The following is a 26,713-nucleotide window of genomic DNA, read 5'->3' on the forward strand; positions in this document are numbered from 1 at the left end:
ACCTGTTTCAAGGCCCTTGAACCTATTTCAGGCGCCCGCTGCTGACGGACTGTTCCATCCCCGCCATCGCTGTAGGGCAATCCCTACCCCCAACCTTCCATCCGGCTGATGTCATTCTCTCTCGGCCCCCGATTTCCGGGGGCTCGCGCCTGGACTACGCTTGTGCCACAGCAGTCCAAAACACAAAGGTGCAGGTATGAGCGAGGTGGATTCAAATGATGTGCTGGTCAGCTTTCGTGGCGTGCAGAAGAGCTACGACGGCGAGAACCTGATCGTCAAAGACCTCAACCTGGAAATCCGCAAGGGCGAGTTCCTCACCCTGCTCGGGCCGTCCGGTTCGGGCAAGACCACCAGCCTGATGATGCTCGCCGGTTTCGAGACGCCGACCGCCGGCGAAATTCTGCTGGCCGGGCGCTCCATCAACAACGTACCGCCGCACAAGCGTGATATCGGCATGGTGTTCCAGAACTATGCGCTGTTCCCGCACATGACCGTCGCCGAGAACCTGGCGTTTCCGCTGTCGGTGCGTGGCCTGAGCAAGACCGATATCAGCGAGCGGGTCAAACGCGTGCTGAGCATGGTCCAGCTCGACGCCTTCGCCCAGCGCTACCCGGCGCAACTCTCCGGCGGCCAGCAGCAGCGCGTGGCACTGGCCCGCGCGTTGGTGTTTGAACCGCAGCTGGTGCTGATGGACGAACCCCTCGGCGCCCTCGACAAGCAACTGCGCGAACACATGCAGATGGAGATCAAGCACCTGCACCAGCGCCTCGGCGTGACCGTGGTGTACGTGACCCACGACCAGGGCGAAGCCTTGACCATGTCCGACCGCGTGGCGGTGTTCCACCAGGGCGAGATCCAGCAGATCGCCGCGCCGCGCACTCTGTATGAAGAGCCGAAAAATACCTTTGTCGCCAACTTTATCGGCGAAAACAACCGCCTCAATGGTCGCCTGCACAGCCACACCGGCGAGCGCTGCGTGGTGGAGTTGGCGCGCGGCGAGAAGGTCGAGGCGCTGGCGGTAAATGTCGGCCAGCTCGGCGGCCCGGTGACCCTCTCGGTGCGCCCGGAACGCGTGAGCCTGAATGGTTCGAGCGAGAGCTGCGTGAACCGATTCTCGGGGCGCGTGGCGGAATTTATCTACCTGGGCGACCACGTGCGCGTGCGCCTGGAAGTCTGCGGCAAGGCCGATTTTTTTGTGAAACAACCGATTGCCGAGCTGGACCCAGCCCTGGCGGTCGGCGACGTGGTACCGATTGGCTGGCAAGTCGAGCACGTTCGCGCACTCGACCCACTTCTAGAGGCGAATTGATCGCCCCCTGGCTTCACCAACCCTGCACGTGGAGAGAACAACAATGTTGAGATCCCTTAAATACACCGCCCTGGCCATCGGCTTGATGGGCGCGACACAGGCCATGGCAGGCCCGGACCTGACGGTCGTGTCCTTTGGTGGCGCGAACAAGGCGGCTCAGGTCAAAGCCTTCTACGCACCGTGGGAAAGCGCGGGCAATGGCAAGATCATCGCCGGTGAATACAACGGTGAAATGGCCAAGGTCAAAGCCATGGTCGACACCAAAAGCGTGTCCTGGGACCTGGTGGAAGTGGAGTCGCCAGAGCTGTCCCGTGGCTGTGACGAAGACATGTTCGAGCCGCTGGACCCGAAACTCTTCGGCGACAACGCCAACTACGTGAAGGGCGCAATCCAGCCCTGCGGCGTGGGTTTCTTTGTGTGGTCAACCGTGCTGGCGTACAACGCCGACAAACTCAAGGCAGCACCGAGCGGCTGGGCGGATTTCTGGGACGTGAAGCAATTCCCGGGTAAACGCGGCCTGCGCAAAGGCGCCAAGTACACCCTGGAATTCGCATTGATGGCCGATGGCGTTGCGCCTAAAGACGTCTACAAAGTGCTGGCCGGTAAAGATGGCCAGGACCGCGCGTTCAAGAAACTCGATGAACTCAAGCCGTACATCCAGTGGTGGGAAGCAGGCGCCCAGCCGCCGCAGTACCTCGCTTCCGGCGACGTGGTCATGAGCTCGGCCTACAACGGCCGCATCGCTGCCGTGCAAAAGGAAAGCAACCTGAAAGTGGTGTGGAACGGCGGCATCTACGACTTCGACGCCTGGGCCATCCCTAAAGGCCTGGCGAAGGACCGTGCAGAAGCGGCGAAGAAATTCATCGCCTTCTCGGTACAGCCACAGCAGCAGAAGACCTACTCGGAAAACATCGCCTACGGCCCGGCGAACACCCAGGCGGTGCCGTTGCTGGCCAAGGACATCCTGAAGGACATGCCGACCACCCCGGAAAACATCGCCAACCAGGTGCAGATCGACGTGAGCTTCTGGGCGGATAACGGCGAGCAGCTGGAGCAGCGCTTCAATTCCTGGGCTGCCAAGTAACACCGCATAACCCTCTGTGTGTAAGCGGGCCTCTGTGGGAGCTGGCTTGCCTGCGATGCAAACACCTCGGTGCTTCTGATACACCGAGTCGATGCCATCGCGGGCAAGCCCCGCTCCCACAGAAAGCCCGGCTCACAGGGCATTCACCTTGGAATTACGGAGTTCACCATGGTCACCGCCATCCCCAGCCCCACCCTCAAGCAGCGCCTGGCGCGTGCCGAGCGGCTCAATCGCTGGAAGGCCCAGGCCTTGATTGCGCCGCTGGTGCTGTTTTTGCTGCTGGTGTTCCTGGTGCCGATCGTCGCGCTGCTCTACAAAAGCGTCGGCAACCCGGAAGTAGTGGGTGGTTTGCCGCGCACCGTGGTGGCGGTCAAGGCCTGGGACGGTCGTGGCCTGCCGGGCGAGCCGGTGTACCTGGCCTTGAGTGAGGACCTGGGCGAGGCGCGCAAAAACCAGACCCTTGGCGATCTGTCCAAACGCTTGAACATGGAACTGGCCGGCTACCGCAGCCTGCTGACCAAAACCGCGCGGGCGCTGCCGTTTACCGAAGCGCCGGCCTCTTATAAAGAAGCGTTGGAAAACCTCGACGAACGCTGGGGCGACCCGGCGTACTGGCAGGCGATCCGGCGCAATACCAGCACCCTCACGCCTTACTACCTGCTGGCGGCAGTCGATCATCGCATCGATGACCTCGGCGAAGTGGCACCGGCCACGCCGGATCAGGCGATCTACCTGGATATCTTCGCCCGCACCTTCTGGATGGGCCTGGTGATTACCTTTATCTGCCTGCTGCTGGCGTATCCGCTGGCCTACCTGCTGGCCAACCTGCCAGCGCGTAAAAGCAACCTGCTGATGATTCTGGTGCTGCTGCCATTCTGGACCTCGATTCTGGTGCGGGTAGCGGCGTGGATCGTGCTGCTGCAATCCGGCGGCCTGATCAACAGCGCGATGATCAGCCTGGGCCTGATCGACAAACCCATGGAGCTGGTGTTCAACCGCACCGGGGTCTACATCTCGATGGTGCACATCTTGTTGCCGTTCATGATTCTGCCGATTTACAGCGTGATGAAAGGCATCTCGCCGACGTACATGCGCGCGGCGATTTCCCTGGGCTGCCACCCGTTCGCCAGCTTTTGGCGCGTGTACTTCCCGCAAACCTACGCCGGTGTGGGTGCCGGCTGCCTGTTGGTGTTCATCCTGGCGATTGGTTACTACATCACCCCGGCGTTGCTCGGCAGCCCGAACGACCAGATGGTCAGCTACTTCGTGGCCTTCTACACCAATACCAGCATTAACTGGGGCATGGCGACGGCGTTGGGCGGCTTGCTGCTGCTGGCGACCGTGGTGCTGTATTTGATCTACAACCGGCTGGTGGGCGCCAGTCGCCTGCGCCTGAGCTGAGGAGGCCTTGCGATGCTGAACCCTTACATGTCGCCCGTTGAGCGGGTGTGGTTCTACAGCTTGCGGATTCTCTGCGGCTTGATCCTGTTGTTCCTGATATTGCCGGTGCTGGTGATCATACCGCTGTCGTTCAACAGCGGCAGTTTCCTGGTGTACCCGCTGCAAGGCTTCTCGCTGCACTGGTATCGGGACTTCTTTGCCTCGGCCGAATGGATGCGCGCGCTGAAGAACAGCATCATCGTGGCCCCGGCTGCGACGGTGCTGGCGATGGTGTTTGGCACGCTGGCGGCGATTGGCCTGACGCGCGGCAATTTTCGTGGCAAGGCGCTGGTGATGGCGCTGGTGATTTCGCCGATGGTGGTGCCAGTGGTGATTATCGGTGTGGCGAGTTATCTGTTCTTTGCGCCGTTGGGGCTGGGCAACAGTTTCTTCTCGCTCATTGTGGTGCACGCGGTGCTCGGCGTGCCGTTTGTGATCATCACTGTTTCGGCGACGTTGCAGGGGTTTAACCACAACCTGGTGCGAGCGGCGGCCAGCCTGGGCGCATCGCCATTGACGGCGTTTCGCCGGGTGACCTTGCCGCTGATTGCGCCGGGGGTAATTTCCGGGGCGTTATTTGCGTTTGCAACGTCGTTTGATGAGGTGGTGGTGACGCTGTTTCTCGCCGGGCCTGAGCAAGCGACTCTGCCGCGCCAGATGTTCAGCGGCATCCGCGAAAACCTCAGCCCGACGATTGCGGCGGCGGCGACCTTGTTGATTGCCTTCTCGGTGCTGTTGCTGCTGACCCTGGAATGGCTGCGTGGCCGCAGTGAAAAACTGCGCACCGCCCAGGTCTAATGGTTGGAAACCCAATCAAATGTGGGAGCTGGCTTGCCTGCGATAGCCTCAACTCGGTGTAACTGATTGACCGAGTTGTCTGCATCGCAGGCAAGCCAGCTCCCACATTGACCGTGCCCACTTGAGATCACCTGACCATTCAGCCCCTGAATGCTAGGCAACCCGAAATCCCCAGCTATCCTTGTGCCAGCCCATCTATCAATAAGAGGCCGCGCACATGAGTACTTCCTCATTCAAGATCGCCCACAAACTGCTCACCGGTGCCGGCGCCATTGAACAGCTCGCATTTGAGCTCACCCGCCTGGATGTGGACAACCCGCTGATCGTCACCGACGCCGCGCTGGTCAAGTCCGGCACTGTGGCGCTGGCGCTCGAGCACTTGGGCGACCGGCCCTACGAAATCTTTGATCGCGTGCTGCCCGATCCGGAAATCGCCATCGTTGAGGACTGTATGCGCGTGTACCGCGAAGGTGGGCATGATGGCTTGATCGGGTTGGGCGGCGGCAGTGCCATCGACATCGCTAAAAGCGTGGCCGCGTACGCCGGCTACCACGGCGCATTGGCGGACTTGTTTGGCGTTGACCAGGTGCCGCGCAAAGGCCCGCCGCTGATCGCCATTCCGACCACCGCCGGCACCGGCTCGGAAGTGACCAATGTGGCGATCCTCTCCGATAAAGCCGCGCAGCTCAAAAAGGGCATCGTCAGCGACTACCTGTTGCCCGACGTCGCGCTCATCAGCCCGCAGATGACCCTGACGTGCCCGCGCAGTGTCACCGCCGCCAGTGGCGTGGATGCGCTGGTGCATGCCGTCGAGTCCTACCTCTCGCTGAATGCCTCGCCGATCACCGACGCCCTGGCGATTGGCGCGATCAAACTCATCGCCAACGCGCTGCCCAAGGCCTACGCCAACCCGGCCAACCTGCAGGCACGTGACGATATGGCCACCGCCAGCCTCATGGCCGGCATGGCGTTCGGCAATGCCGGGGTCGGCGCCGTGCATGCGCTGGCGTATCCACTGGGCGGGCGTTTCAACATTGCCCACGGCGTGAGCAATGCGCTGTTGCTGCCCTACGTGATGCACTGGAACAAGCTGGCGTGCGTGGAGCGTATGCAGGACATTGCGCAGGCCATGGGCGTGAATGTGTCCGGTCTGAGCGTCAACGATGCCGCCGATCAAGCCGTCGAGGCAATGACGCGACTGTGTGCCGCAGTTGAGATCCCGGCGGGGCTAAGCAGCTTTGGGGTTCCGGAGGACGCGATCCCCGCCATGGCCACGGAAGCCGCGGGTATCGAGCGGCTGATGCGCAATAACCCGCGCAAGCTCAGCGCGGCGGATATCGAGAAAATCTATCGGGCCGCGTACTAGCCGTTGAGTGAGGTCACGGTGCGCGGGGCAAAGCATGAGGTATACAATGCGCGCCATCGTGATTTAGCTCAAAAAGGTGCGTCATGCAGCCCTTCGTCATTGCTCCATCGATTCTCTCCGCCGACTTCGCCCGCCTGGGTGAGGAGGTGGACAATGTTTTGGCCGCCGGTGCCGACTTCGTGCACTTCGACGTCATGGACAACCACTACGTGCCCAACCTGACCATCGGCCCGATGGTCTGCGCCGCGCTGCGCAAGTACGGCGTGACGGCGCCCATCGATGCGCACCTGATGGTCAGCCCGGTGGACCGCATTATCGGTGACTTCATCGAAGCCGGCGCGACCTACATCAGCTTCCACCCGGAAGCCACGCTGCACGTGGACCGCACCCTGCAATTGATCCGGGAAGGCGGCTGCAAGGCGGGCCTGGTGTTCAACCCGGCGACTCCGCTGAGCGTGCTTGAGTTCGTGATGGACAAGGTCGACATGGTTTTGCTGATGAGCGTCAACCCAGGCTTCGGCGGGCAGAAGTTCATCCCCGGCACACTGAACAAACTGCGCGAAGCGCGCGCGTTGATCGATGCCTCGGGGCGTGACATCCGCCTGGAAATCGACGGTGGGGTCAACGTCAACAACATCCGCGAAATCGCAGCGGCGGGCGCCGACACCTTTGTTGCCGGCTCGGCGATTTTCAACGCACCGGATTACCGGGAAGTCATCGACAAGATGCGAGCCGAACTGGCGCTGGCGCGTCCATGAGCGGCTTTGAGCAACTGTTCCCCGGCAAACTGCCTCGGCTGGTGATGTTCGATCTGGACGGCACCTTGATCGACTCGGTGCCAGACCTGGCGGCGGCGGTGGACCAGATGCTGCTCAAACTCGGGCGCCCGGCTGCCGGGCTTGAGTCGGTGCGCTTGTGGGTGGGCAACGGTGTGCAGATGCTGGTGCGCCGGGCCTTGGCTAATCACATTGATGCTGAAGGTGTCGATGAAGTGGAAGCCGAGCATGCCCTGGAATTGTTCAATACCGCCTATGAAGACGGCCACGAGCTGACCGTGGTCTACCCCGGTGTGCGTGACACCCTCAAGTGGCTGCACAAGCAGGGCGTGGAAATGGCCCTGATCACCAACAAACCGGAGCGCTTTGTCGCACCGTTGTTGGATCAGATGAAAATCGGCCGGTATTTCCGCTGGATCATCGGCGGCGATACCTTGCCGCAGAAAAAACCCGACCCGGCGGCGCTGTTTTTTGTAATGAAAATGGCCAATATCCCGGCGTCGCAGTCATTGTTCGTCGGCGACTCGCGCAGCGACGTGCTGGCGGCTAAAGCGGCAGGCGTGCAGTGCGTTGCCTTGAGTTACGGCTACAACCATGGTCGTCCGATCGCTGAAGAATCGCCCGCGCTGGTCATTGATGACTTGCGCCTGCTAATCCCCGGTTGCTTGGGAGCGGGCGCTGAGATAACGTTGCCCGACATCGAACCAACCCCTACTGGAAACGCCATCGTGGTGGTCACTCGCAAACTCTGGATGAAAGTCATCAAGGCCCTGGCCCGCTGGCGTTGGCGCGCCTGACTGATCCTCGCCGCGCTGCGGCACGTTTGCACACCTGACCGTTTGACCCTCAAGCCACGAGGCACCTCATGATCCGCGAAGAATTCCTGCGTTTGGCCGCTGCCGGCTACAACCGTATTCCCCTGGCCTGCGAAACCCTGGCCGACTTCGACACACCGCTGTCGATCTACCTGAAACTTGCCGACGAGCCCAACAGCTATCTGTTGGAGTCGGTACAGGGCGGCGAAAAATGGGGCCGTTATTCGATCATTGGCCTGCCGTGCCGCACGGTCATGCGGGTTCACGACCACCATGTGAGCATCACCCACGACGGCGTCGAGATCGAAAGCCACGATGTCGAAGACCCGCTGGCCTTCGTCGAAACCTTCAAGGCGCGCTACAACGTGCCGACCGTTGCGGGCTTGCCGCGATTCAATGGCGGCCTGGTCGGTTACTTCGGCTACGACTGCGTGCGCTATGTGGAAAAGCGCCTGGGCAAATGCCCGAACCCGGACCCGCTGGGTGTGCCAGACATTCTGCTGATGGTCTCCGACGCGGTGGTGGTGTTCGACAACCTCGCCGGCAAGATGCACGCGATTGTCCTCGCTGACCCCTCCCAGGCGGATGCGTTCGAACGGGGCCAGGCCAGCCTCGAAGCCTTGCTGGAAAAACTGCGCCAGCCGATTACCCCGCGTCGTGGCCTGGACCTCAGCCGTCCGCCGGCCGCCGACCCGGTGTTTCGTTCCAGCTTTACCCAGGATGACTATGAGCGTGCGGTCGGCACCATCAAGGAATACATCCTCGCCGGTGACTGCATGCAAGTGGTGCCGTCGCAACGGATGTCCATCGACTTCAAGGCCGCGCCGATTGACCTGTACCGTGCGCTGCGTTGCTTCAACCCGACGCCGTACATGTACTTCTTCAACTTCGGTGACTTCCACGTGGTGGGCAGCTCGCCGGAAGTGCTGGTGCGGGTCGAAGACAACCTGATCACCGTGCGCCCGATTGCCGGTACTCGCCCACGTGGCGCGACCGAAGAAGCCGACCTGGCGCTGGAAGAAGACTTGCTCAGTGACGCCAAGGAAATCGCCGAGCACTTGATGCTCATCGACCTGGGCCGCAATGACACCGGGCGCGTGTCGGAAATCGGCTCGGTGAAGCTCACCGAGAAGATGGTGATCGAGCGCTACTCCAACGTGATGCACATCGTGTCCAACGTCACCGGCGAGCTGAAGGCCGGGCTGACTGCGATGGACGCACTGCGCGCGATCCTGCCGGCGGGCACCTTGTCGGGCGCGCCGAAAATTCGTGCAATGGAAATCATCGACGAGCTGGAGCCGGTCAAGCGTGGCGTATACGGCGGCGCGGTGGGGTATTTTGCCTGGAACGGCAACATGGACACCGCGATTGCGATCCGCACGGCGGTGATCAAGGACGGCGAGTTGCACGTGCAGGCGGGCGGCGGGATTGTGGCGGATTCGGTGCCGGTACTGGAGTGGGAAGAGACGCTGAACAAGCGTCGCGCGATGTTCCGTGCGGTGGCGTTGGCTGAGCAGACTCCGCAAAGCTAACGGTCAACCCGGATCCAACTGTGGGAGCTGGCTTGCCTGCGATAGCATCACCCTGGTGTACCTGATACACCGAGGTGACTGCATCGCAGGCAAGCCAGCTCCCACAGTTGTTTTGTGGTGTGTCAGAAATCCAGACTCACCCCGACACTGACCCCTTGCTGGGTCAAATTGTCATCCTTCCTCACGTTATATGCTGCCCGCAACGCCAGTGCCTGCGTCAGCTTGTGGCTGACGCCCAGGCTCAAGCGATCCGAATTGCTGCGGGGCGTATATCCGTCCAGCTTGAAGTCGATCCCCGGCACGCTGTTGAGCGAAATGTTCACCTTCTGGGTGTCGTTTTCGAACTCATGCTCGTGGGCCACTTCGCCAAACACCTGAGTCTGCGGCGTGACGCGGTAGCTGCCTTGCAGGCCAACACCGAGGCGTTTGGAATCGCGTTGCTGGTCATCAAAGGTCAGCGCCGTGGAGCGGCTGTCCTTTTCCGAGTAACCATCGACTTCAACCCGCGCATAGTCGGCGCTGATGAACGGCGACAAGTGCCAGTCACTGCCGGCTCCGGCAATGTCATAGCCCAAGCGTGCGCTCAAGGCCCACAGCCAGCCGTCGGTATCGCCTTTTTCCGAGCCTTCGCCGGCGCCCAGGGCGAACTTGCGCTTGAGGCTGTCAAAGTCGAGTTTGCCACCGGTCAACGCAGCATCGGCCCACAGGTGGTTTTCCTGGTACTGCGCGAACGCGGTGCCCATGTAGCTGTTGAGTTTGTAGTCCGAATCGCTGGCGCCGGCTTCGAGGGTCTGGCGATACAGCCCGGTGGCGACACCGACACGCCAGTTTTCGTCGAGGCGGTAGCTGCCGCCGACATTCACGTTGTAACCACTGCCGTCGCCGCTGGCCGAGCTGCTTTGGTCGTCGAAATCCAGGTGCTGGCCGCCCCCGGCGACGATGGCACGCCATTGGCCGACGGCTTGCCAGGCGCCGTTGTCCGCTTGCCATTGGTTGCGCAGTTCATCTTGATGCGCGCGCAAGGTGCCTTGGGCCATTTCCGGCAGCAAGCTCAGTTCCCACGGCGCGGCCAGCAGCGAATAGGCGTAATCGGCGATCAAGCGTTGCCCGGCGATGGTGGGGTGCACCGAGTCGTTGTAGATCAGCTTGGTCGGGTCCGGGTTGGTGCCGCCAATCCCATACGTGGCGTTGGCGGTGCAGCCGTTGCCGCTGAAGCAGGTGCCGGTGAGGTTCTGACCGGTGGCCAGGCCGAAACGCGCCGGGTCGGCGAAGGTTTCCTTCAACAGCAGCGGAATATTCAGCGGGATGACCTGGGCGTCAATCTGCGACAGGCGCTGTACCAGTGACTGGTTGAAAATATTGCTCAGGGCCGAACTCGACGCCTGCAGCGGTGTGCCGTTGATGGCCGGGGTCAGGCCGAGGTCGGGCAGCATCCACACCATGATGTAACGCGCGCCGGCTTGTTGCAGGGCTTGGGCACTGTCGGCCAGGCGCCCGCCGGCCGCGACCGCTTGGCCGGGGCTGAGTACGCGGCTTTGCAGGAAGTCATTGCCGCCGCCCGAGAGGAAGTACAGCGCATTCGGGTCGGCGAGGCCACCGTTTGCCGGCAGATAACCCTGGCGACTGCGCAAAACCGTGCCGCCACCGGGGTTGCCGGGTGGAATCGCCGCATTGGAGACCGAGGTGATGGAGTCGAGGATATTGTCGGTACGGTAGCCGCCGACCGCCCAGTTGTTCCCGTCAGGCAGGCCTTGCGCCGCGCGAACCGGAGACGTCGAGGCGGTCAGGTCATTGGATGCGACGCCCAGCTTCGCGCCCAGCAAGGTAGATGAAACCAGGCCGTAATCGCCCTGGAAGGTTGGGCCGGTACGGTTGGTAAAGCGCAAGGTGGCGCCCTGCGAACCATCGGGGAACTGGCCGGCGTCTGCCAGGCTGTCGCCGAAAACCACCATGGTTGAGTACGGCGAGGAGGCTGCAAATGCCTGCGCGCAGGCCAATGTCAGGAGGCAGCCGGCGAGGGGCGCGAACAACGGAGCTCTAAGCATGCAAAATTCCATTTAGTTGTTTTTGTATCGGAAGCGAAACACTGACAATGTATTCAGGCTTTTCCGTTAAGAAAACAGTTTTTTCCTATAAAGACTCTGTAGCGATTCCCCCGTATTCGCTGCTCCATATTGCACCGCTGGCGAGGCTACGTTACTGTGCCCCAACGTATGAATGAGACCCTCCCCGTGTTGATTATCAGCAAACTCTTGATGCGAGTAGTCAAGGCACACGCCCGTTGGCGTTGGCGCGCCTGACATTTTCTCTGCCGGCCCGGCCGGACCTGTACCGATTTGCCTTCTTCACCCCTTGTTCGACGCCCCTTGCCACCTCATCACGGCAACCGGAACGTGCGTCTGGCAGCGGGTCAAACCCTTGGAAGGCGGTCATTCGAAATCAGTGAATTCAAGAGGTTTGAACCCACATGTTGCTGATGATTGATAACTACGACTCCTTTACCTACAACGTTGTGCAGTACTTGGGCGAGCTCGGTGCCGAGGTTAAAGTGGTGCGCAACGATGAGCTGACAGTCGCCGAAATCGCCGCCCTTAACCCGGAGCGCATCGTGGTTTCGCCTGGCCCGTGTACGCCGACCGAGGCGGGTATCTCCCTCGAAGCCATCCAATATTTTGCCGGCAAGTTGCCGATTCTGGGCGTGTGCCTGGGCCATCAGTCCATCGGCCAGGCCTTTGGCGGTGATGTAGTGCGCGCGCGCCAGGTGATGCACGGCAAGACCAGCCCGGTGTTCCACAAAGATCAGGGCGTGTTTCAGGGGCTGAATTTGCCGGTCACCGTGACGCGCTATCACTCGCTGGTGGTCAAGCGCGACACTTTGCCGGACTGCCTGGAACTGACCGCCTGGACTCAGATGGAAGACGGCTCGGTCGACGAGATCATGGGCCTGCGCCACAAGACACTGAACATCGAAGGGGTGCAATTTCACCCTGAATCAATCCTGACCGAGCAGGGCTACGAGCTGTTCGCCAACTTTCTCAAGCAGAGCGGCGGCACGCGCTAAGGACTTTCCATGGATATCAAGACTGCCCTGAGCCGTATCGTCGGCCACCTGGACCTGAGCACCGCTGAAATGAGCGATGTGATGCGCGAGATCATGACCGGTCAATGCAGCGACGCGCAGATCGGCGCGTTCATGATGGCCATGCGCATGAAGAGCGAGAGCATCGACGAAATCGTCGGCGCCGTCTCGGTGATGCGCGAGTTGGCAGACAAGGTTGAACTCAAAAACCTCGATGGCGTGGTCGATGTGGTCGGCACCGGCGGTGACGGTGCGAATATTTTCAACGTGTCGACGGCGTCTTCGTTCGTGGTCGCGGCGGCCGGTTGCACCGTGGCCAAGCACGGTAACCGTGCGGTGTCCGGCAAGAGCGGCAGTGCCGACCTGCTGGAAGCGGCCGGTATCTACCTGAACCTGACGCCAGTGCAAGTGGCTCGCTGCATTGAAAACGTCGGCATTGGTTTCATGTTTGCCCAATCGCACCACGGCGCAATGAAGCACGCCGCCGGCCCGCGCAAGGACCTCGGCCTGCGCACCCTGTTCAACATGCTCGGCCCGCTTACGAATCCGGCCGGTGTGAAACATCAGGTGGTGGGCGTGTTCAGCCAGGCACTGTGCCGGCCCTTGGCCGAAGTGTTGCAGCGTTTGGGCAGCAAGCATGTGCTGGTGGTGCATTCCAAGGATGGCCTGGACGAGTTCAGCCTCGCGGCGCCGACCTTTGTGGCGGAGCTGAAGAATGATCAGGTCACCGAATATTGGGTCGAGCCTGAAGACCTGGGCATGAAAAGCCAGAGTTTGCATGGCCTGTCGGTGGAAAGCCCGGCGGCGTCGCTGGAACTGATTCGCGATGCCCTGGGGCGTCGCAAAACCGAAAACGGCCAGAAAGCGGCAGAAATGATCGTGCTCAACGCCGGTGCGGCGTTGTATGCGGCTGATCACGCCTACAGTCTTAAAGAGGGCGTGGCCCTCGCACATGATGCGTTGCACACAGGGCTTGCTCGCGAGAAGCTCGAAGAGCTGGGTGCCTTTACTGCGGTGTTCAAGATGGAGAATGAAGCATGAGTGTGCCGACCGTTCTGGAAAAGATCCTGGCCCGTAAAGCTGAAGAAGTCGCCGAACGCCGCGCCCGGGTCAGCCTGGCCGAGCTGGAAGCCCAGGCTAAGCTCGCCGACGCACCGCGTGGCTTCGCCAAGGCCTTGATCGCCCAGGCCAAGCTCAAGCATCCGGCGGTGATCGCTGAAGTGAAGAAGGCTTCGCCGAGCAAAGGTGTGATCCGCGAGCACTTTGTGCCGGCCGAAATTGCCGCAAGCTATGAGAAGGGTGGCGCGACGTGCCTGTCGGTGCTGACTGACATTGATTACTTCCAGGGCTGCGACCTGTTCCTGCAACAGGCCCGCGCCGCGTGCAAACTGCCGGTGATCCGCAAGGATTTCATGGTCGACCCGTACCAGATCGTCGAAGCCCGCGCCTTGGGCGCCGACTGCGTGCTGCTGATCGTCTCCGCACTGGATGACGTGAAGATGGCCGAGTTGGCTGCCGTGGCAAAAAGCGTTGGCTTGGATGTGTTGGTGGAAGTGCACGACGGTGATGAGCTGGAACGCGCGCTGAAAACCCTCGACACCCCGCTGGTGGGGGTCAACAACCGTAACCTGCACACCTTCGAAGTCAGCCTGGAAAACACCCTTGACCTGCTGCCGCGCATTCCGCGCGACCGTTTGGTGATTACCGAGAGTGGTATCGTCAACCGTGCCGATGTGGAGTTGATGGAAATCAGCGGCGTGTACTCGTTCCTGGTGGGCGAGACGTTCATGCGCGCCGAGAACCCGGGGACGGAACTGCAGCGCTTGTTCTTCCCGGAGCGCGGCGTGGCGGTGAGCGGCTCGACTTTAGATTGATTGAAAAACGGCCTGTGTTTTGATGCTGCCTTGTGTGGGAGCTGGCTTGCCTGCGATAGCATCACCCGGGTGTAACTGATACACCGAGGTGCCTGTATCGCAGGCAAGTCAGCTCCCACATTTGGTTTTGTGTCTATTTAGAGAAGTAGGTGTTCGATGGTTCAGCCAGTGTCGATGACCGTTGAAGCAGGGCTTGCTGCCGAGCAGGATTTGCTGGCCGCGGTTTGCGCCGGGGAACAGGAATACGGCCTGCTGTTCTGGCAACCCAACGATCAAGCCTTGGTCATGCCGCGCCGCTTGAGCCGTCTGCCGGCCTTCGAGGCCGCCAGCCAAATCTCGGCCGACGCCGGTTGGCCGGTGCTGCTGCGTGAAACCGGTGGCGAGCCGGTGCCGCAGTCTGCCGCTACGGTCAATATCGCCCTGGTTTATGCGCCACCGCGCAGCGAAGGTGATCAGGGGCGCATCGAAACCGGCTATCTGCGTTTATGCCAGCCAATCTGCGACTTGCTGATTGAGTTAGGCGGCGACGCGTCAGTGGGCGAAATTGACGGCGCGTTCTGTGACGGTCGCTACAACGTCAACCTGGACGGCCGCAAGATGGTCGGCACCGCCCAGCGTTGGCGGCAAAGCGGTGGCCGCCCGGTGGGGTTGATTCACGGTGCGCTGTTGCTGGATAACGATCGCGAAGCATTGATCGCATCGGTCAATCGTTTCAACGAAGCCTGCGGCCTCAATCAGCGCGTTCGCGCCGACAGCCACATTGCGCTGCACGAAGCCTTCCCCGCGCCCGATGCGATCACCCGGCTGGATACGTTGTACCGTCAGATGCTGGCCGGTTTTCTGCCGGCTTAACGCGTACCGAACACCACCATTGTCTTGCCTTTGACGTTCACCAGGTTGCGTTCTTCCAGATCCTTGAGCACGCGGCCGACCATTTCCCGTGAACAGCCGACAATGCGCCCGATTTCCTGGCGCGTGACTTTGATTTGCATGCCATCGGGGTGAGTCATGGCATCGGGCTGCTTGCACAGCTCGAGCAGGCAGCGTGCCACGCGGCCTGTTACGTCAAAGAAGGCAAGGTCGCCGACTTTGCGCGTGGTATCGCGCAGGCGCTGGGCAATTTGACCGCTCAAGGCGTAAAGAATGTCGGGGTCGTGCTGGGCCAGTTCGCGAAATTTGGTGTAGCTGATCTCGGCAACTTCGCACTCGACCTTGGCGCGCACCCAGGCACTGCGTTCCTGCTCTTTGCCCGCTTGCTCGAACAGCCCCAACTCCCCGAAGAAATCACCGGTGTTGAGGTAGGCGATGATCATCTCGCGCCCATCTTCATCCTCGATCAGGATAGTGACTGACCCTTTGATAATGAAAAACAGTGTTTCGGAACGTTCGCCTGCGCAAATGATGTTGTGCTTGGCCGGGTAGCGCCGGCGTTGGCAGTGCATCAACAGCTTGTCGAGATTCTTGATCTTGGGTGTGGGAGTAAGAGCAACCATGGTTGTATCCCGAAAAGACTGCGCGGTGTAATTGGAGTTGTTTTTATCCAGCGGTGCCGGCATTGATACACGCTGTACAAAGGGTGGCAATGCGCCATTGAATTGGCGCCAGCTTACCAGACACATTCTGTCTCGATTAGCCAATTTAGCGGGTAAACGCGATCATTTATCGTTTTCACGCAGAACACTGCTGTTTCGAGGCCCTGTGCTAAGCTGGCGACCCTTTTTTAGCAGTGGAGTCTGGGCGATGAAGGCACGCATCCAATGGGCGGGCGAGGCCATGTTCCTCGGTGAGTCGGGCAGCGGCCATGTTGTGGTGATGGATGGCCCGCCGGAAGCCGGTGGCCGAAACCTGGGTGTACGCCCGATGGAAATGCTCCTGCTGGGTGTCGGCGGTTGCAGCAATTTCGACGTGGTCAGCATCCTCAAGAAATCCCGCCAGGCCGTGGAAAGCTGTGAAGCCTTCCTCGAAGCCGAGCGTGCCACTGAAGACCCGAAGGTGTTTACCAAGATCCACATGCATTTCGTGGTGAAAGGTCGGGCGCTGAAAGAAGCACAGGTCAAGCGCGCTATCGAGCTGTCGGCGCAGAAGTATTGCTCGGCCTCGATCATGCTCGGTGCGGCTGGCGTGGTCATCACCCATGACTACGAGATTATCGAACTGGGTTGATTGCGGACCGCTAAAAAAAGGGCGCCTGATGGCGCCCTTTTTTGCTTTTTAGACTCGATACGTGCTTTTGGTCATGACCTTGGCCAGCAAGCTCATGCCAAACCGCACCGGCGCCGGGAAGCGGAAGCCGCCGGCATCCAGCGCGCTGTCTGCGTGGTGTGCTTCATCGATGCGCATCTGCTCAAGAATCGCCCGGGACTTTTCGTCTTCGGCCGGCAGTTGCTCCAGGTGCTCATGGAGGTGCTTGCACACTTGATGTTCGGTAGCCGCGACGAAACCGAGGCTGACCTTGTCGCTGATCAGGCCGGCTGCGGCGCCGATGCCGAACGACAAACCGTAAAACAGCGGGTTCAGCACGCTCGTGTGGCTGCCCAATTGGCGAATGCGTTGCTCGCACCAGGCCAGATGATCGATTTCTTCTTCGGCCGCATGCTCCATCGCTGCGCGCACTTGCGGCAGTTTGGCGGTCAGCGCCTGGCCCTGGTACAGCGCTTGGGCACAGACTTCGCCGGTATGGTTGATGCGCATCAAGCCGGCGACGTGGCGGGTGTCGGTTTCGCTCAACTGCGCATCCGGCTGCACGATGGCGGGCGATGGGCGGTACGGCTGGCCGCTGAACGGCAACAGCGTACGCATGGCCATGTCGGCTTGCAGCAACAGACGGTCAATCGGCGAGTAGTGACGTTGGGTAGTCATGCTGACCTCCGGGAAGAATCTCGGCGGCCAGTTTACCGCAAGAGAGGGCGAAGCGTTTGTGCTGAGTCAATTTGCCTCTGGGGCGGGGGAGCTTGCTGTGGCGAGGGAGCTTGCTCCCGTCCGGCTGCGCCACTGTCGCAAACTCCCACTCCCACTCCTACTCAGCCCGGCGGCCAGTTCATCTGGCGCTGACCCAGCACGTGCATATGAATGTGATAAACGGTCTGACCGCCGTCTTCATTGCAGTTCATGACCACGCGAAAGCCCTTCTCACAACCTTGCTCCACGGCCAGGCGTTGAGCGGTGAACAGGATATGACCCGCCAGGGCCTTGTCTTCTTCGGTGAGGTCATTGAGGGTGCGAATCGGCTTTTTCGGAATCACCAGAAAATGCACGGGCGCCATCGGAGCGATATCGTGAAAGGCGAGGACCTGGTCATCTTCATAGATGATCTTCGCCGGTATTTCCCGGTTGATGATCTTGGTGAACAGAGTATCCACAGCTGTTTCTCCATTGTGTGCGTGCAGGGGAGTGTACCCACGCGGTCAGCGCGGGAGATAGGCCTTGTTGATCGCGCCGGCGACCTTGCGGGTCAGCCAGCGTGGGCTGAACCGCGGGCTGAAGGTGAGCCAGCGGTTGCGCCGCCCTGGAATGATGATGGCTTTGTTTTTTTCCAGGGCGCGTACGGTGTAAAGCGCGACTTCTTCCGGGCTCATCAGCTTGTCGCCGCGTTCGAGTTTGGCAGTGTCCATTTGCGCAGTACCGAAAAAAGCTGTGCGCGTCGGGCCGGGGCACAGCACCGAGACCTTGATGCCGCAGGTCTTCAATTCTTCGCGCAGGCCTTCGGAAAAGTGCAGCACATAGGCCTTGCTGGCGTAATAGCTGCTCATCCACGGGCCCGGCTGGAAAGCGGCGATCGAGGCGACGTTGAGTATCTGCCCGCCGCCCTGCAGCGCCATGGCATTGCCCAAGGCATGGCACATGCGCGTCAGGGCCAGGATGTTGACTTCGATCAGGTCCTGCTCGGTCATCCAGTCCTGGCCCAGAAACGGCCCGCTGGTGCCCATGCCGGCGCAATTGACCAACAGGTCTATCTGTCGCTCGCCCTCTTCAAGCTCCAGCAGGAAACCGGACAAGCGCAGCGGTTCGCCCAGGTCGCAGGCACGAAAGAGCACCTCGACGCCAAAACGCTGAGTCAATTCGATTGCGATACTTTCCAACTGATCACGCTGGCGGGCTACCAGAATCAAGCTGCGGCCACGACGGGCCAGGGCTTCGGCCAAAGCCAGGCCGATGCCGCTGGAGGCACCGGTGATCAGAGCGTAACGGGTCATGCCTTTCTCCATCGCAACGCCGCCCGCCTGTGACAAAGGCGTCACAAGCGGGCGGGCGTTTCTTTTACTGTTCTGGAGAGTCTACAGGTTCGGCCGTGTCGTCAGCACTTTGCACTTCTTCTTCATCAACGATCACGCTTTGGTCGGTGCCATCGTCGGCGTTGATGGAGCTGCTTTCGTAGCTGCTGTCTATGTTGGCTTCGAGCTGATTCAGGTAGCCGTTCATGCCCAATGTGACCGCGATGGCAAACAGGATCGGGAGGAACGCCAGCCAGGCTGTGGCCAACACTTTTACCGCCGTGGAGTTGCGCGGCGGAGGAGGGCCGTACTGATTGGCCCCCGTGTTGCCCGGCAGCACCAGCAGCAAGAGTGGGAAGATGCTGTTCACCAGTGGGACGAGGTTCAGCAGGTACAGCCAGCCTGACCACCCGAGATCGTGCAGGCGTTGCACGCCGATTTGCACGCTGACCCACACAAGCGCGACAAACAACGCAAAGCCCAGCAGCGAGCCAAGAATGACACCGGCGGTTGGCGAGGCGGTCGCCACGGCGAAGCTGGCAGTGGAAATAATCCCGCCGGCCACCAACAGCGCGAGGGTCAGTACCAGGGTCCAGGCCAGGTAGCGCAAGCGACCGATACGCCCGTGGATGGTAAACACCTTGAGCGTTGAAAACTCTGCGTGGTTGTCACCCACGGCGGCGCGCGGCGGTGCGTAGGGCGAAGCGGCAGGGCGGGAGAAGTCGGAAGCGCCTGCATCCGTCTCGTGAGTTTCAGCTAGGCTGAACGCTACGGGCTGCTCTTCTTCGATGCGAGCATCAACCCCGGCGTTTTTCAGCGCGGTGAGGTAGGTGTCGGCATCGGAGCGGGAAAGGTCGCGCTTGAGCGCCACCGGGCGGCCGGTGAAGAGCTTTTCGATAGCGGCAATATCGCTTTTGAACAACTCGGCGAGGTTTAGCTTGGCGGTGGTGCTCTCGACACCCGGGAGCAAAGCTCCGTCAAACACAATCTTGAAACGGTTGTCGCTCATGCGGGCATCCTTGTCACTTAATCAGGAAGGGGGAGTGCAGGCCAGCGTCTGTTGGCGGGCCTGTCAGTTATCAGCGTGGCCAGTGTAACTGTGTCGCCTGCTCACGTGCCTTGCGATATTCGGCATCCAGGCGTGCAACGAGTTCATCGACACTCGGCAGATCATCTATTTCACCGACGCCCTGGCCGGCGGACCATACGGTTTTCCAGGCCTTGGCCTCGTCGCTCAGGGGCTTGAGCTTGGAACCGAAATTCACTTCGCCTTTGCCCTGCAGCGCAGCGATGTCGAAGCCGGCGTTTTCCAGGCTCTTGCGCATAAAGCTGGCGGGTACGCCGGACACCGCAGGAGTGTGCACGATGTCGGCGGCGCGCGATGTGAGCAGCATCTCCTTATAGGCATCCGGCGCATGGCTTTCGGTCGTGCCGATAAACCGTGTGCCGAAATAGGCGAGGTCCGCGCCGAGCAATTGCGCAGCGAGCACTTCGTGTCCATGGTTGAGGCAGCCAGCCAATAGCAGGGTTTTGTCGAAGAACTGACGAATTTCGGCAATCAGCGCGAAGGGGCTCCAGGTGCCGGCATGACCACCGGCGCCTGCGGCCACGGCGATCAGCCCATCGACGCCAGCTTCAGCGGCTTTCTCCGCATGGCGCCGGGTGGTGACATCGTGGAACACCAACCCGCCATAGCTGTGCACGGCATCCACCAGCTCTTTTACCGCCCCCAGGCTGGTGATGACGATCGGCACTTTGTGCTCGACGCAGATCGCCAGGTCAGCGTCCAGCCGTGGGTTGCTGTTGTGCACGATCAGGTTCACGGCATACGGCGCGGGGTTATCCAATTGCGCCAGGCCCGCCTCGATTTCTTCCAGCCAGGCCTTGAAACCGCTGCTTTCACGCTGGTTAAGCGCCGGGAAACTCCCCACCACCCCGTTGCGGCAGCACGCCAGCACCAGTTGCGGGTTGGAAATCAGAAACATCGGCGCCACCACCACGGGCAGGCGCAGACGTTGTTCAAGCAGAGCGGGCAGCGACATTGGAGGTACCCCGTGTAATTGAAATTAGAACGGTTTGACCACGACCAAAATTACGATAGCCAGCAATATCAGCACCGGTACTTCATTGAACCAGCGATAGAAGACATGGCTGCGGGTGTTTTCGCCACGGGCAAAGCGTTTCACCTGTGCGCCGCACATGTGGTGATAGCCGATCAGCACGACCACGAGGGTCAGCTTGGCGTGGAGCCAGGCGCCGGTTTGGAAAACGCTCGGGTTCAGGTAGATCAACCAGATCCCGAAGACCAGGCTGGCGATCATTGCCGGGCCCATGATGCCGCGGTACAACTTGCGCTCCATGAGGCTGAAGCGTTCCTTGCTGACGGTGTCCTCGCTTTGCGCGTGGTAGACGAACAGGCGCGGCAGGTAAAACAGCGCGGCAAACCAGCAGACAATGCTGACGATATGAAAGGCTTTGACCCATAGATAAAGCATTTTTAGTTATTCCCAGGTTCACGGTAACTGAAGATAGTAGTGGCTCATGCGTCTGTACGTCACCTTGACGGTTGTCGCAGGACGATACGGCCCCTATTATCGACGGCTTTCCAGTGGGTTCGTTGAGGGCAGGTTTATGGTCAAGGTCGGTATCGTCGGCGGCACGGGTTACACCGGTGTCGAATTGCTGCGTCTGTTGGCTCAGCATCCGCAAGCAGAGGTGGTGGTGATTACCTCTCGATCCGAGGCCGGCCTGGCCGTGGCCGACATGTACCCGAACCTGCGAGGCCACTACGACGGCCTGGCGTTCAGCGTTCCGGACATCAAAACGCTGGGCGCCTGTGACGTGGTGTTCTTTGCCACGCCGCACGGTGTTGCCCATGCGTTGGCGGGCGAACTGCTGGCGGCCGGCACCAAGGTTATCGACTTGTCCGCCGACTTCCGCCTGCAGGATGCTGATGAGTGGGCCAAGTGGTACGGCCAGCCACACGGTGCGCCTCAATTGCTTGAAGAAGCCGTTTACGGTCTGCCGGAAGTCAACCGTGAGCAAATCAGGCAGGCACGCCTGATTGCGGTGCCGGGTTGCTATCCGACCGCTACGCAGCTGGGTTTCTTGCCATTGCTGGAAGCCGGGCTGGCAGACACTTCGCGCCTGATCGCTGACTGCAAGTCGGGTGTCAGCGGCGCCGGTCGTGGGGCTGCGGTGGGTTCGCTGTACTCCGAGACGTCGGAAAGCATGAAGGCCTATGCAGTAAAAGGGCACCGTCATTTGCCTGAAATCCGCCAGGGTTTGCGTCGCGCCGCCGGTAAGGACGTTGGCCTGACCTTCGTGCCGCACCTGACGCCGATGATCCGTGGCATTCATTCCACGCTTTACGCCACCGTTGTCGATCGTTCGGTTGATCTGCAAGCGCTGTTTGAAAAGCGCTATGCCAACGAACCGTTCGTCGACGTGATGCCGGCTGGCAGCCACCCGGAAACCCGCAGCGTGCGCGGTGCCAACGTGTGTCGGATCGCCGTGCACCGTCCGCAGGATGGTGACCTGGTGGTGGTACTGTCGGTGATCGATAACCTGGTCAAGGGCGCGTCGGGCCAGGCGGTGCAGAACATGAACATCCTGTTCGGCCTGGATGAAAAGTTGGGCCTGTCCCATGCAGGCATGCTGCCTTAAGCGTTTTTCGGCTGTTGCGCAAAAGGCCCGTTGATCGGGCCTTTTGTGTTTTTAATGGCGGCAACGCAGATTGATATACCGTAACAATAGTTGACCGCTTTTCTAGGAGAAGCGGATAATGCTCGCCATTACGCATATGGCGGCGGTACGCCGGGAGATTATCAGCATGAGCGTTGAGTCCTTCACCCCCACGGCTTTGCAATTCACCCACGGTGCTGCGCACAAGGTGAAGAGCCTGGTCGATGAAGAGGGTAATGATCGCTTGAAGCTGCGCGTATTTGTTACGGGCGGCGGTTGTTCAGGGTTTCAGTACGGTTTTACCTTCGATGAAGATGTGGCCGACGACGACACCATCGTCGAGCGCGAGGGCGTAAGCCTGGTCGTGGATCCGATGAGTTTCCAATACCTGGCAGGCGCTGAGGTGGATTATCAGGAAGGTCTGGAAGGTTCGCGTTTTGTGATCAAGAACCCTAACGCGACGACTACGTGTGGTTGCGGGTCCTCGTTCTCGATCTGATCGGGAGTGGACACAAAAACGCCGCTTGGCTTTCATCGGCCAAGCGGCGTTTTGCTGTCTGGGGTTCAGGCGGGGTAGATCGCGCCCAGTACCCGAAGCCCGCGTGCGCCGGTGACGCTGGGGCGATTGGCAGCTATCCCTTCCAGGCAGCAATGGGCCAGCCAGGCGAACGCCATGGCTTCGACCCAGTTTGGGTCTACGCCGTAAGTGGCCGTGCTGCTGACCTGGGTAGACGGCAGCAGTGCAGCCAGGCGGTTCATCAGCGTGGCATTGTGGGCACCACCGCCGCAGATCAGCAGGGTTTCGGTTTGAGGTTGCGCCGCTTGCAGGGACTCGACGATGGTCTGTGCGGTCAGTTCCAGCAGGGTGGCTTGCACATCTTGAGGCTCAAATGCAGGCAATGCGCCAAGGTGTTGTTGCAGCCAGCCCAGGTTGAAGACTTCACGGCCGGTGCTTTTCGGGCCTTTGGTCTGGAAGAAGGGATCGCTGAGCAGGGTAGTGAGCAACTGACTTTCTACTTTGCCGCTGGCAGCCCATTGGCCGTCGCGATCAAAGAGCTCGCCGCGCTGGTGGTGAATCCAGGCGTCCAGCAGGACATTGCCGGGGCCACAGTCGAAACCGGCGACGGGCTTGTTTGTTTCGATCAGGCTGAGGTTGCTGAACCCACCGATATTCAATACGGCACGGTTGCCGGTACGCTCACCAAATAACGCCTCATGAAAGGCGGGAACCAAGGGTGCGCCCTGGCCGCCAGCGGCGACGTCGCGGCTACGGAAGTCGCTGACCACGGTGATACCGGTCAGCTCAGTGAGCAGCGCAGGGTTGCCGATTTGTACGGTAAAGCCGCGCGCCGGTTCATGGCGAATGGTCTGCCCGTGGCTGCCAATCGCGCGGATGTCCTGAGGCTTGAGGTGTTGCTGGTCGAGTAAGGCTCCAATGCCTTGCGCTGCGAGTGTCACCCAGTGTTGCTGGGCAATCGCCGAACGGGCGATCTCATCCGGGCCGCTGGCGCACAGGCCGAGCAGCTCGGCGCGCAGGGCATCCGGCATGGGGATGTAGTGAGTGGCGATCAAGTTGATCGCCGGGTCCTGTTCGATCAGGGCGATATCCAGGCCATCAAGGCTGGTCCCGGACATCACACCTATATAGAGCGGCACGTCAGCGCTTCGCCGAAGCCAGCAGGGTGGAGCGCTCCTGGTCCATACGCGCCATCAGCGGTTGGCTTTGTTGCAGGAAGCGCGCGCGCTCGGCCTTGGCGATTGGATCCGCCATTGGCAGCTTTTGGCCCAGCGGATCGACGTGGACGCCGTTGACCTGGAACTCATAGTGCAAGTGCGGGCCGGTGGACAGGCCGGTAGTGCCGATATAGCCGATCACCTGGCCTTGTTTCACGTTGCTGCCGGTCGATACGCCTTTGGCGAACCCTTGCATGTGGCCATACAGCGTGCGGTAAGTGTTGCCGTGCTGGATGATCACGGTATTGCCGTAGCCACCGCGACGCCCCGCCAGCAGCACTTTACCGTCACCGGCCGCCTTGATTGGCGTGCCACGCGGGGCGGCATAGTCGACGCCTTTGTGGGCGCGGATTTTGTTCAGGATGGGATGCTTGCGACCCATGGAGAAACGCGAGCTGATGCGGGCGAAGTCCACCGGCGTACGGATGAAGGCCTTGCGCATGCTGTTGCCGTCGGCGGTGTAGTAGCTGCTATTGCCTTGTTTGTTGGTGTAGCGAACGGCGGTGTAGGTCTTGCCGCGGTTGGTGAAGCGCGCGGAAAGAATAGCGCCGGTGCCGACCACTTTGCCGTTGGCGACTTTCTGCTCGTAGATCACGTCGAATTCGTCACCCTGGCGGATGTCCTGGGCGAAGTCGATGTCGTAGCCAAATACACTGGCCATGTCCATTGTCATGCTGTGTGACAAGCCGGCGCGGGCGGCGGACTGGGAAAGCGAGCTGTTGATCACGCCGTGTACGTAGGCGGAGCGCATCACCGGCTTGGTGGTGACACGGTTAAAGGCAAAGCCTTTAGCGCCTTTGGTCAGGGTAATGCTTTCAAGGTCGCTGACGCTGCTGTGCAGGGTGTTCAGCTGGCCGTCGGGCGTGAGTTCGAACTCAAGCTTCTGGCCGTGTTTGAGCTGGGTGAACTGCTTGGCTTGTTTGTCGCTGGCAAGCACGTCATTAACAGCTGCGGCAGGCAGGCCTACCTTCTCGAACAGCGTTGACAGCGTGTCGCCTTTGGCGACGATTACTTCACGGTGCTGAGGGTTCTTAGCGACCGCTGGTGCAGGCGGTTCTTGAGCAGCCTGTTGGGTGTCTTCGGGCGTGCTTTCTATCTGTGCAAAGGGTGATTCTGCAGGCGCGTTTGTGGCTTGTTGCGCGTCGGAAGCGTCTTGATCTTGTGTCAGTTGTTCAGCTGGACTTTCCAGGTCAAGGCTTAGGGATGTTCGTTTGGCTTCTACGTCACTGGAAGGGAATACCAGGAGTGCCAGGCTGAGAAGAGCGGCGATACCACTTGCGGCGAGCAGGTGGGTCTTCGGGTAAAGCGGCGGCGCTTTAGACGGTTCTGTGGTCATAAGTAATTTTGACTTTGAAGATGAAATGGAAAAGATGAATGACATGATGAAGATGAAATAACTGTATAAAATATAACCAAATCATCTGTGGCGCAAGCTCGCGAACGCTGGGCTTGCTGAACGGTGTCCGTGCGCAGGGCAAAACTTGTAATTAGTCCCTGATCTTGTATGGTTGGTTCCCTTTTGAATCTGAGCCTTGCGGGTCTGTTATGAAGTCGGTTGAAGAGCAGCTAGCGCTGATAAAACGTGGTGCGGAAGAACTGTTGGTAGAAGCTGAGCTGATCGAAAAGCTCAAGCGTGGCCAACCCCTGCGTATCAAGGCCGGCTTTGATCCGACGGCGCCGGATCTGCACCTGGGTCATACCGTGCTTATTAATAAGCTGCGCCAGTTCCAGGAGCTGGGGCATCAGGTCATCTTCCTTATAGGTGACTTCACCGGAATGATCGGTGATCCGAGCGGCAAGAGCGCAACGCGCCCGCCGCTGACCCGTGAGCAAGTTCTCGCCAATGCCGAGACCTACAAGACTCAAGTGTTCAAGATTCTTGATCCGGCCAAGACTGAAGTGGCGTTCAACTCCACCTGGATGGATCAGATGGGGCCGGCTGACTTCATTCGCCTGACTTCCCAGTACACCGTTGCGCGCATGCTTGAGCGTGATGACTTCGATAAGCGCTACTCCACCAATCAGCCAATCGCTATTCATGAGTTCCTCTACCCATTGGTTCAGGGGTATGACTCGGTAGCGTTGCGTGCGGATGTCGAGTTGGGTGGCACCGATCAGAAGTTCAACCTGCTGATGGGGCGTGAGCTGCAGCGTGCGTATGGGCAGGAGGCTCAGTGCATCCTGACCATGCCGTTACTGGAAGGGTTGGATGGCGTCAAAAAGATGTCCAAGTCCTTGGGTAACTATGTTGGTATCCAGGAAGCGCCGGGCGTGATGTACGGCAAGCTTGTGTCGATTCCGGATGCGCTGATGTGGCGTTACTTCGAGCTGCTGAGCTTCCGCTCGATGGATGAGATCAATGCGCTGCGTGCTGAGGTTGAGGCCGGTGCCAATCCGCGTGATGTGAAGATCAAGCTGGCTGAAGAGATTGTCGCGCGCTTCCACGGTGAAGAGGCGGCAGCGAATGCTCACCGTGCTGCGGGTAACCGTATGAAGGATGGCGAGCTGCCGGATGATCTGCCGGAGATTGAGCTGACCGCAGCCGAGGCGATGCCGATTGCCGCCGTCCTTAATAAAGCAGGCCTGGTGAAGAACTCGGCGGTTGCGCGTGACCTGTTGGGTTCCGGTGGTGTGCGTATAGATGGTGAGGTTGTAGATCGCACCTTTATATACGAGCTGGGCGCGACTCACGTTTGCCAAGCAGGCAAGAAGGCATTTGCGCGTATTACGCTCAAATCCGAATAAAACTGAAATCAGGTGTTGACGGCGTTTTATATCTGTCTATAATTCGCCCCACTTCCGGCGCAGTCGAAACGGAAAACTCCTTGGTAAACAAAGAGTTATGCGAGATTCGACAGCGAGTTGCTTCAGTTCATCGAGGCCCAGAAGGAGTTGGTAGAGCAGTGTTGTTTGGCTCTATTAACGTATCGATCTTCTCGGTCGAAAGCGGAGAAAAAGAGGTGTTGACAGCAGCGTGTAACGCTGTAGAATTCGCCTCCCGCTAACGAGAG

General features: G+C 60.1%; 26 protein-coding genes. 16 read left to right on the forward strand and 10 right to left on the reverse strand.

Annotated features, from left to right (window positions below; genetic code table 11):
* The first annotated feature begins 196 nt into the window (after window positions 1-196).
* The 8 genes from ACP7A2_RS16880 (at window position 197) to trpE (ending at window position 9,120) form a co-directional block, all read left to right on the forward strand.
* Window positions 197-1,309 (forward strand): ABC transporter ATP-binding protein, encoded by a 1,113-nt coding sequence (locus ACP7A2_RS16880; protein WP_348056505.1) that lies wholly within the window; start codon window positions 197-199, stop codon window positions 1,307-1,309.
* Between the two features lie 43 nt (window positions 1,310-1,352).
* Window positions 1,353-2,393, forward strand: a complete 1,041-nt coding sequence (locus ACP7A2_RS16885) for an ABC transporter substrate-binding protein (RefSeq protein ID WP_348056503.1) — start codon at window positions 1,353-1,355, stop codon at window positions 2,391-2,393.
* A 168-nt stretch (window positions 2,394-2,561) separates the two neighbouring features.
* Window positions 2,562-3,794 carry an ABC transporter permease gene (locus ACP7A2_RS16890; protein WP_426135128.1) on the forward strand — a complete coding sequence of 411 codons (1,233 nt, stop codon included), beginning with the start codon at window positions 2,562-2,564 and terminating at the stop codon, window positions 3,792-3,794.
* A 12-nt stretch (window positions 3,795-3,806) separates the two neighbouring features.
* Window positions 3,807-4,631 (forward strand): ABC transporter permease, encoded by an 825-nt coding sequence (locus ACP7A2_RS16895; RefSeq protein ID WP_426135129.1) that lies wholly within the window; start codon window positions 3,807-3,809, stop codon window positions 4,629-4,631.
* 217 nt (window positions 4,632-4,848) lie between these two features.
* Window positions 4,849-5,997 carry an iron-containing alcohol dehydrogenase gene (locus ACP7A2_RS16900; RefSeq protein ID WP_426135130.1) on the forward strand — a complete coding sequence of 383 codons (1,149 nt, stop codon included), beginning with the start codon at window positions 4,849-4,851 and terminating at the stop codon, window positions 5,995-5,997.
* 83 nt (window positions 5,998-6,080) lie between these two features.
* Entirely contained in the window at window positions 6,081-6,755 is a 675-nt protein-coding gene (rpe, locus tag ACP7A2_RS16905) for a ribulose-phosphate 3-epimerase (protein ID WP_426135131.1), read from the forward strand.
* Window positions 6,752-7,570: a phosphoglycolate phosphatase gene (locus ACP7A2_RS16910; RefSeq protein ID WP_426135132.1), complete on the forward strand. Its 819-nt coding sequence runs from the start codon at window positions 6,752-6,754 to the stop codon at window positions 7,568-7,570. Before rpe ends, ACP7A2_RS16910 begins: the two co-directional genes overlap by 4 nt.
* 68 nt (window positions 7,571-7,638) lie before the next feature.
* Window positions 7,639-9,120 carry an anthranilate synthase component I gene (gene trpE, locus ACP7A2_RS16915; RefSeq protein WP_426135133.1) on the forward strand — a complete coding sequence of 494 codons (1,482 nt, stop codon included), beginning with the start codon at window positions 7,639-7,641 and terminating at the stop codon, window positions 9,118-9,120.
* Window positions 9,121-9,242: 122 nt separating this feature from the next.
* Here the strand turns inward: trpE and estP are convergent, their stop codons facing one another.
* Entirely contained in the window at window positions 9,243-11,165 is a 1,923-nt protein-coding gene (estP, locus tag ACP7A2_RS16920) for an esterase EstP (RefSeq protein WP_426135134.1), read from the reverse strand.
* 422 nt (window positions 11,166-11,587) lie between these two features.
* Between estP and ACP7A2_RS16925 the strand changes: the two genes are divergently transcribed.
* The 4 genes from ACP7A2_RS16925 (at window position 11,588) to ACP7A2_RS16940 (ending at window position 14,925) form a co-directional block, all read left to right on the forward strand.
* Window positions 11,588-12,181 carry an aminodeoxychorismate/anthranilate synthase component II gene (locus tag ACP7A2_RS16925; RefSeq protein WP_426135135.1) on the forward strand — a complete coding sequence of 198 codons (594 nt, stop codon included), beginning with the start codon at window positions 11,588-11,590 and terminating at the stop codon, window positions 12,179-12,181.
* Between the two features lie 9 nt (window positions 12,182-12,190).
* Window positions 12,191-13,240 (forward strand): anthranilate phosphoribosyltransferase, encoded by a 1,050-nt coding sequence (gene trpD / locus ACP7A2_RS16930; RefSeq protein ID WP_426135136.1) that lies wholly within the window; start codon window positions 12,191-12,193, stop codon window positions 13,238-13,240.
* Window positions 13,237-14,073 (forward strand): indole-3-glycerol phosphate synthase TrpC, encoded by an 837-nt coding sequence (gene trpC / locus ACP7A2_RS16935; protein WP_426135137.1) that lies wholly within the window; start codon window positions 13,237-13,239, stop codon window positions 14,071-14,073. The genes trpD and trpC overlap by 4 nt, the downstream gene beginning before the upstream one ends.
* 156 nt (window positions 14,074-14,229) lie before the next feature.
* Window positions 14,230-14,925 (forward strand): lipoate--protein ligase family protein, encoded by a 696-nt coding sequence (locus ACP7A2_RS16940; protein WP_426135138.1) that lies wholly within the window; start codon window positions 14,230-14,232, stop codon window positions 14,923-14,925.
* Here ACP7A2_RS16940 and crp read toward each other — a convergent pair.
* On the reverse strand, window positions 14,922-15,566 hold the full coding sequence (gene crp, locus ACP7A2_RS16945) for a cAMP-activated global transcriptional regulator CRP (protein WP_116626667.1): 645 nt from the start codon (window positions 15,564-15,566) through the stop codon (window positions 14,922-14,924). The genes ACP7A2_RS16940 and crp overlap by 4 nt on opposite strands.
* Before the next feature lie 247 nt (window positions 15,567-15,813).
* Here crp and ACP7A2_RS16950 point away from each other — a divergent pair, with 247 nt between their 5' ends.
* The gene (locus ACP7A2_RS16950) at window positions 15,814-16,236 is read left to right on the forward strand and encodes an OsmC family protein (RefSeq protein WP_426135140.1); all 423 of its coding nucleotides are present in this window, start codon (window positions 15,814-15,816) and stop codon (window positions 16,234-16,236) included.
* A 48-nt stretch (window positions 16,237-16,284) separates the two neighbouring features.
* Here ACP7A2_RS16950 and coq7 read toward each other — a convergent pair whose 3' ends face one another.
* From coq7 to hemJ, 6 genes are all read right to left on the reverse strand, one after another.
* A complete protein-coding gene (coq7, locus tag ACP7A2_RS16955; protein WP_426135141.1) occupies window positions 16,285-16,932 on the reverse strand; it encodes a 2-polyprenyl-3-methyl-6-methoxy-1,4-benzoquinone monooxygenase in 648 nt (215 codons plus the stop codon).
* A 161-nt stretch (window positions 16,933-17,093) separates the two neighbouring features.
* Entirely contained in the window at window positions 17,094-17,432 is a 339-nt protein-coding gene (locus ACP7A2_RS16960) for a histidine triad nucleotide-binding protein (RefSeq protein ID WP_003210943.1), read from the reverse strand.
* A gap of 45 nt (window positions 17,433-17,477) precedes the next feature.
* The gene (locus tag ACP7A2_RS16965; RefSeq protein ID WP_426135142.1) at window positions 17,478-18,266 is read right to left on the reverse strand and encodes an SDR family NAD(P)-dependent oxidoreductase; all 789 of its coding nucleotides are present in this window, start codon (window positions 18,264-18,266) and stop codon (window positions 17,478-17,480) included.
* 64 nt (window positions 18,267-18,330) lie between these two features.
* On the reverse strand, window positions 18,331-19,293 hold the full coding sequence (locus ACP7A2_RS16970; protein ID WP_426135143.1) for a DUF805 domain-containing protein: 963 nt from the start codon (window positions 19,291-19,293) through the stop codon (window positions 18,331-18,333).
* Between the two features lie 70 nt (window positions 19,294-19,363).
* The gene (locus ACP7A2_RS16975; protein WP_426135144.1) at window positions 19,364-20,326 is read right to left on the reverse strand and encodes an NAD(P)H-dependent flavin oxidoreductase; all 963 of its coding nucleotides are present in this window, start codon (window positions 20,324-20,326) and stop codon (window positions 19,364-19,366) included.
* A gap of 24 nt (window positions 20,327-20,350) precedes the next feature.
* A complete protein-coding gene (gene hemJ, locus ACP7A2_RS16980; RefSeq protein WP_375066627.1) occupies window positions 20,351-20,779 on the reverse strand; it encodes a protoporphyrinogen oxidase HemJ in 429 nt (142 codons plus the stop codon).
* 136 nt (window positions 20,780-20,915) lie between these two features.
* Here hemJ and argC point away from each other — a divergent pair, with 136 nt between their 5' ends.
* Complete coding sequence (argC, locus tag ACP7A2_RS16985; protein WP_375066635.1) at window positions 20,916-21,950, forward strand: N-acetyl-gamma-glutamyl-phosphate reductase; 1,035 nt, start codon at window positions 20,916-20,918, stop codon at window positions 21,948-21,950.
* Window positions 21,951-22,116: 166 nt separating this feature from the next.
* Window positions 22,117-22,467 carry an iron-sulfur cluster insertion protein ErpA gene (erpA, locus tag ACP7A2_RS16990; RefSeq protein WP_003176443.1) on the forward strand — a complete coding sequence of 117 codons (351 nt, stop codon included), beginning with the start codon at window positions 22,117-22,119 and terminating at the stop codon, window positions 22,465-22,467.
* 65 nt (window positions 22,468-22,532) lie between these two features.
* Here the strand turns inward: erpA and ACP7A2_RS16995 are convergent, their stop codons facing one another.
* Window positions 22,533-23,624 carry an anhydro-N-acetylmuramic acid kinase gene (locus ACP7A2_RS16995; protein ID WP_426135145.1) on the reverse strand — a complete coding sequence of 364 codons (1,092 nt, stop codon included), beginning with the start codon at window positions 23,622-23,624 and terminating at the stop codon, window positions 22,533-22,535.
* Between the two features lies 1 nt (window position 23,625).
* Window positions 23,626-25,038, reverse strand: coding sequence for a peptidoglycan DD-metalloendopeptidase family protein (locus tag ACP7A2_RS17000; RefSeq protein WP_426135146.1), 1,413 nt, complete (start codon window positions 25,036-25,038; stop codon window positions 23,626-23,628).
* A gap of 209 nt (window positions 25,039-25,247) precedes the next feature.
* Here ACP7A2_RS17000 and tyrS point away from each other — a divergent pair, with 209 nt between their 5' ends.
* Window positions 25,248-26,447 carry a tyrosine--tRNA ligase gene (gene tyrS, locus ACP7A2_RS17005; protein ID WP_426135147.1) on the forward strand — a complete coding sequence of 400 codons (1,200 nt, stop codon included), beginning with the start codon at window positions 25,248-25,250 and terminating at the stop codon, window positions 26,445-26,447.
* Window positions 26,448-26,713: the final 266 nt, after the last annotated feature.

This window comes from Pseudomonas sp. PWP3-1b2, assembly GCF_049896045.1.
GTDB lineage: Bacteria > Pseudomonadota > Gammaproteobacteria > Pseudomonadales > Pseudomonadaceae > Aquipseudomonas > Aquipseudomonas antarctica_B.

Coding starts and splice junctions, on each gene's coding strand:
- ACP7A2_RS16940 (WP_426135138.1), top strand. CDS start 14,230: ATGGTTCAGCCAGTGTCGATGACCGTTGAAGCAGGGCTTGCTGCCGAG.
- ACP7A2_RS16885 (WP_348056503.1), top strand. CDS start 1,353: ATGTTGAGATCCCTTAAATACACCGCCCTGGCCATCGGCTTGATGGGC.
- ACP7A2_RS16895 (WP_426135129.1), top strand. CDS start 3,807: ATGCTGAACCCTTACATGTCGCCCGTTGAGCGGGTGTGGTTCTACAGC.
- ACP7A2_RS16890 (WP_426135128.1), top strand. CDS start 2,562: ATGGTCACCGCCATCCCCAGCCCCACCCTCAAGCAGCGCCTGGCGCGT.
- coq7 (WP_426135141.1), bottom strand. CDS start 16,932: ATGACTACCCAACGTCACTACTCGCCGATTGACCGTCTGTTGCTGCAA.
- ACP7A2_RS16910 (WP_426135132.1), top strand. CDS start 6,752: ATGAGCGGCTTTGAGCAACTGTTCCCCGGCAAACTGCCTCGGCTGGTG.
- ACP7A2_RS17000 (WP_426135146.1), bottom strand. CDS start 25,038: ATGACCACAGAACCGTCTAAAGCGCCGCCGCTTTACCCGAAGACCCAC.
- rpe (WP_426135131.1), top strand. CDS start 6,081: ATGCAGCCCTTCGTCATTGCTCCATCGATTCTCTCCGCCGACTTCGCC.
- ACP7A2_RS16950 (WP_426135140.1), top strand. CDS start 15,814: ATGAAGGCACGCATCCAATGGGCGGGCGAGGCCATGTTCCTCGGTGAG.
- ACP7A2_RS16975 (WP_426135144.1), bottom strand. CDS start 20,326: ATGTCGCTGCCCGCTCTGCTTGAACAACGTCTGCGCCTGCCCGTGGTG.
- trpC (WP_426135137.1), top strand. CDS start 13,237: ATGAGTGTGCCGACCGTTCTGGAAAAGATCCTGGCCCGTAAAGCTGAA.
- hemJ (WP_375066627.1), bottom strand. CDS start 20,779: ATGCTTTATCTATGGGTCAAAGCCTTTCATATCGTCAGCATTGTCTGC.
- ACP7A2_RS16970 (WP_426135143.1), bottom strand. CDS start 19,293: ATGAGCGACAACCGTTTCAAGATTGTGTTTGACGGAGCTTTGCTCCCG.
- estP (WP_426135134.1), bottom strand. CDS start 11,165: ATGCTTAGAGCTCCGTTGTTCGCGCCCCTCGCCGGCTGCCTCCTGACA.
- ACP7A2_RS16925 (WP_426135135.1), top strand. CDS start 11,588: ATGTTGCTGATGATTGATAACTACGACTCCTTTACCTACAACGTTGTG.
- trpE (WP_426135133.1), top strand. CDS start 7,639: ATGATCCGCGAAGAATTCCTGCGTTTGGCCGCTGCCGGCTACAACCGT.
- ACP7A2_RS16965 (WP_426135142.1), bottom strand. CDS start 18,266: ATGACCCGTTACGCTCTGATCACCGGTGCCTCCAGCGGCATCGGCCTG.
- ACP7A2_RS16900 (WP_426135130.1), top strand. CDS start 4,849: ATGAGTACTTCCTCATTCAAGATCGCCCACAAACTGCTCACCGGTGCC.
- ACP7A2_RS16880 (WP_348056505.1), top strand. CDS start 197: ATGAGCGAGGTGGATTCAAATGATGTGCTGGTCAGCTTTCGTGGCGTG.
- trpD (WP_426135136.1), top strand. CDS start 12,191: ATGGATATCAAGACTGCCCTGAGCCGTATCGTCGGCCACCTGGACCTG.
- crp (WP_116626667.1), bottom strand. CDS start 15,566: ATGGTTGCTCTTACTCCCACACCCAAGATCAAGAATCTCGACAAGCTG.
- tyrS (WP_426135147.1), top strand. CDS start 25,248: ATGAAGTCGGTTGAAGAGCAGCTAGCGCTGATAAAACGTGGTGCGGAA.
- erpA (WP_003176443.1), top strand. CDS start 22,117: ATGAGCGTTGAGTCCTTCACCCCCACGGCTTTGCAATTCACCCACGGT.
- argC (WP_375066635.1), top strand. CDS start 20,916: ATGGTCAAGGTCGGTATCGTCGGCGGCACGGGTTACACCGGTGTCGAA.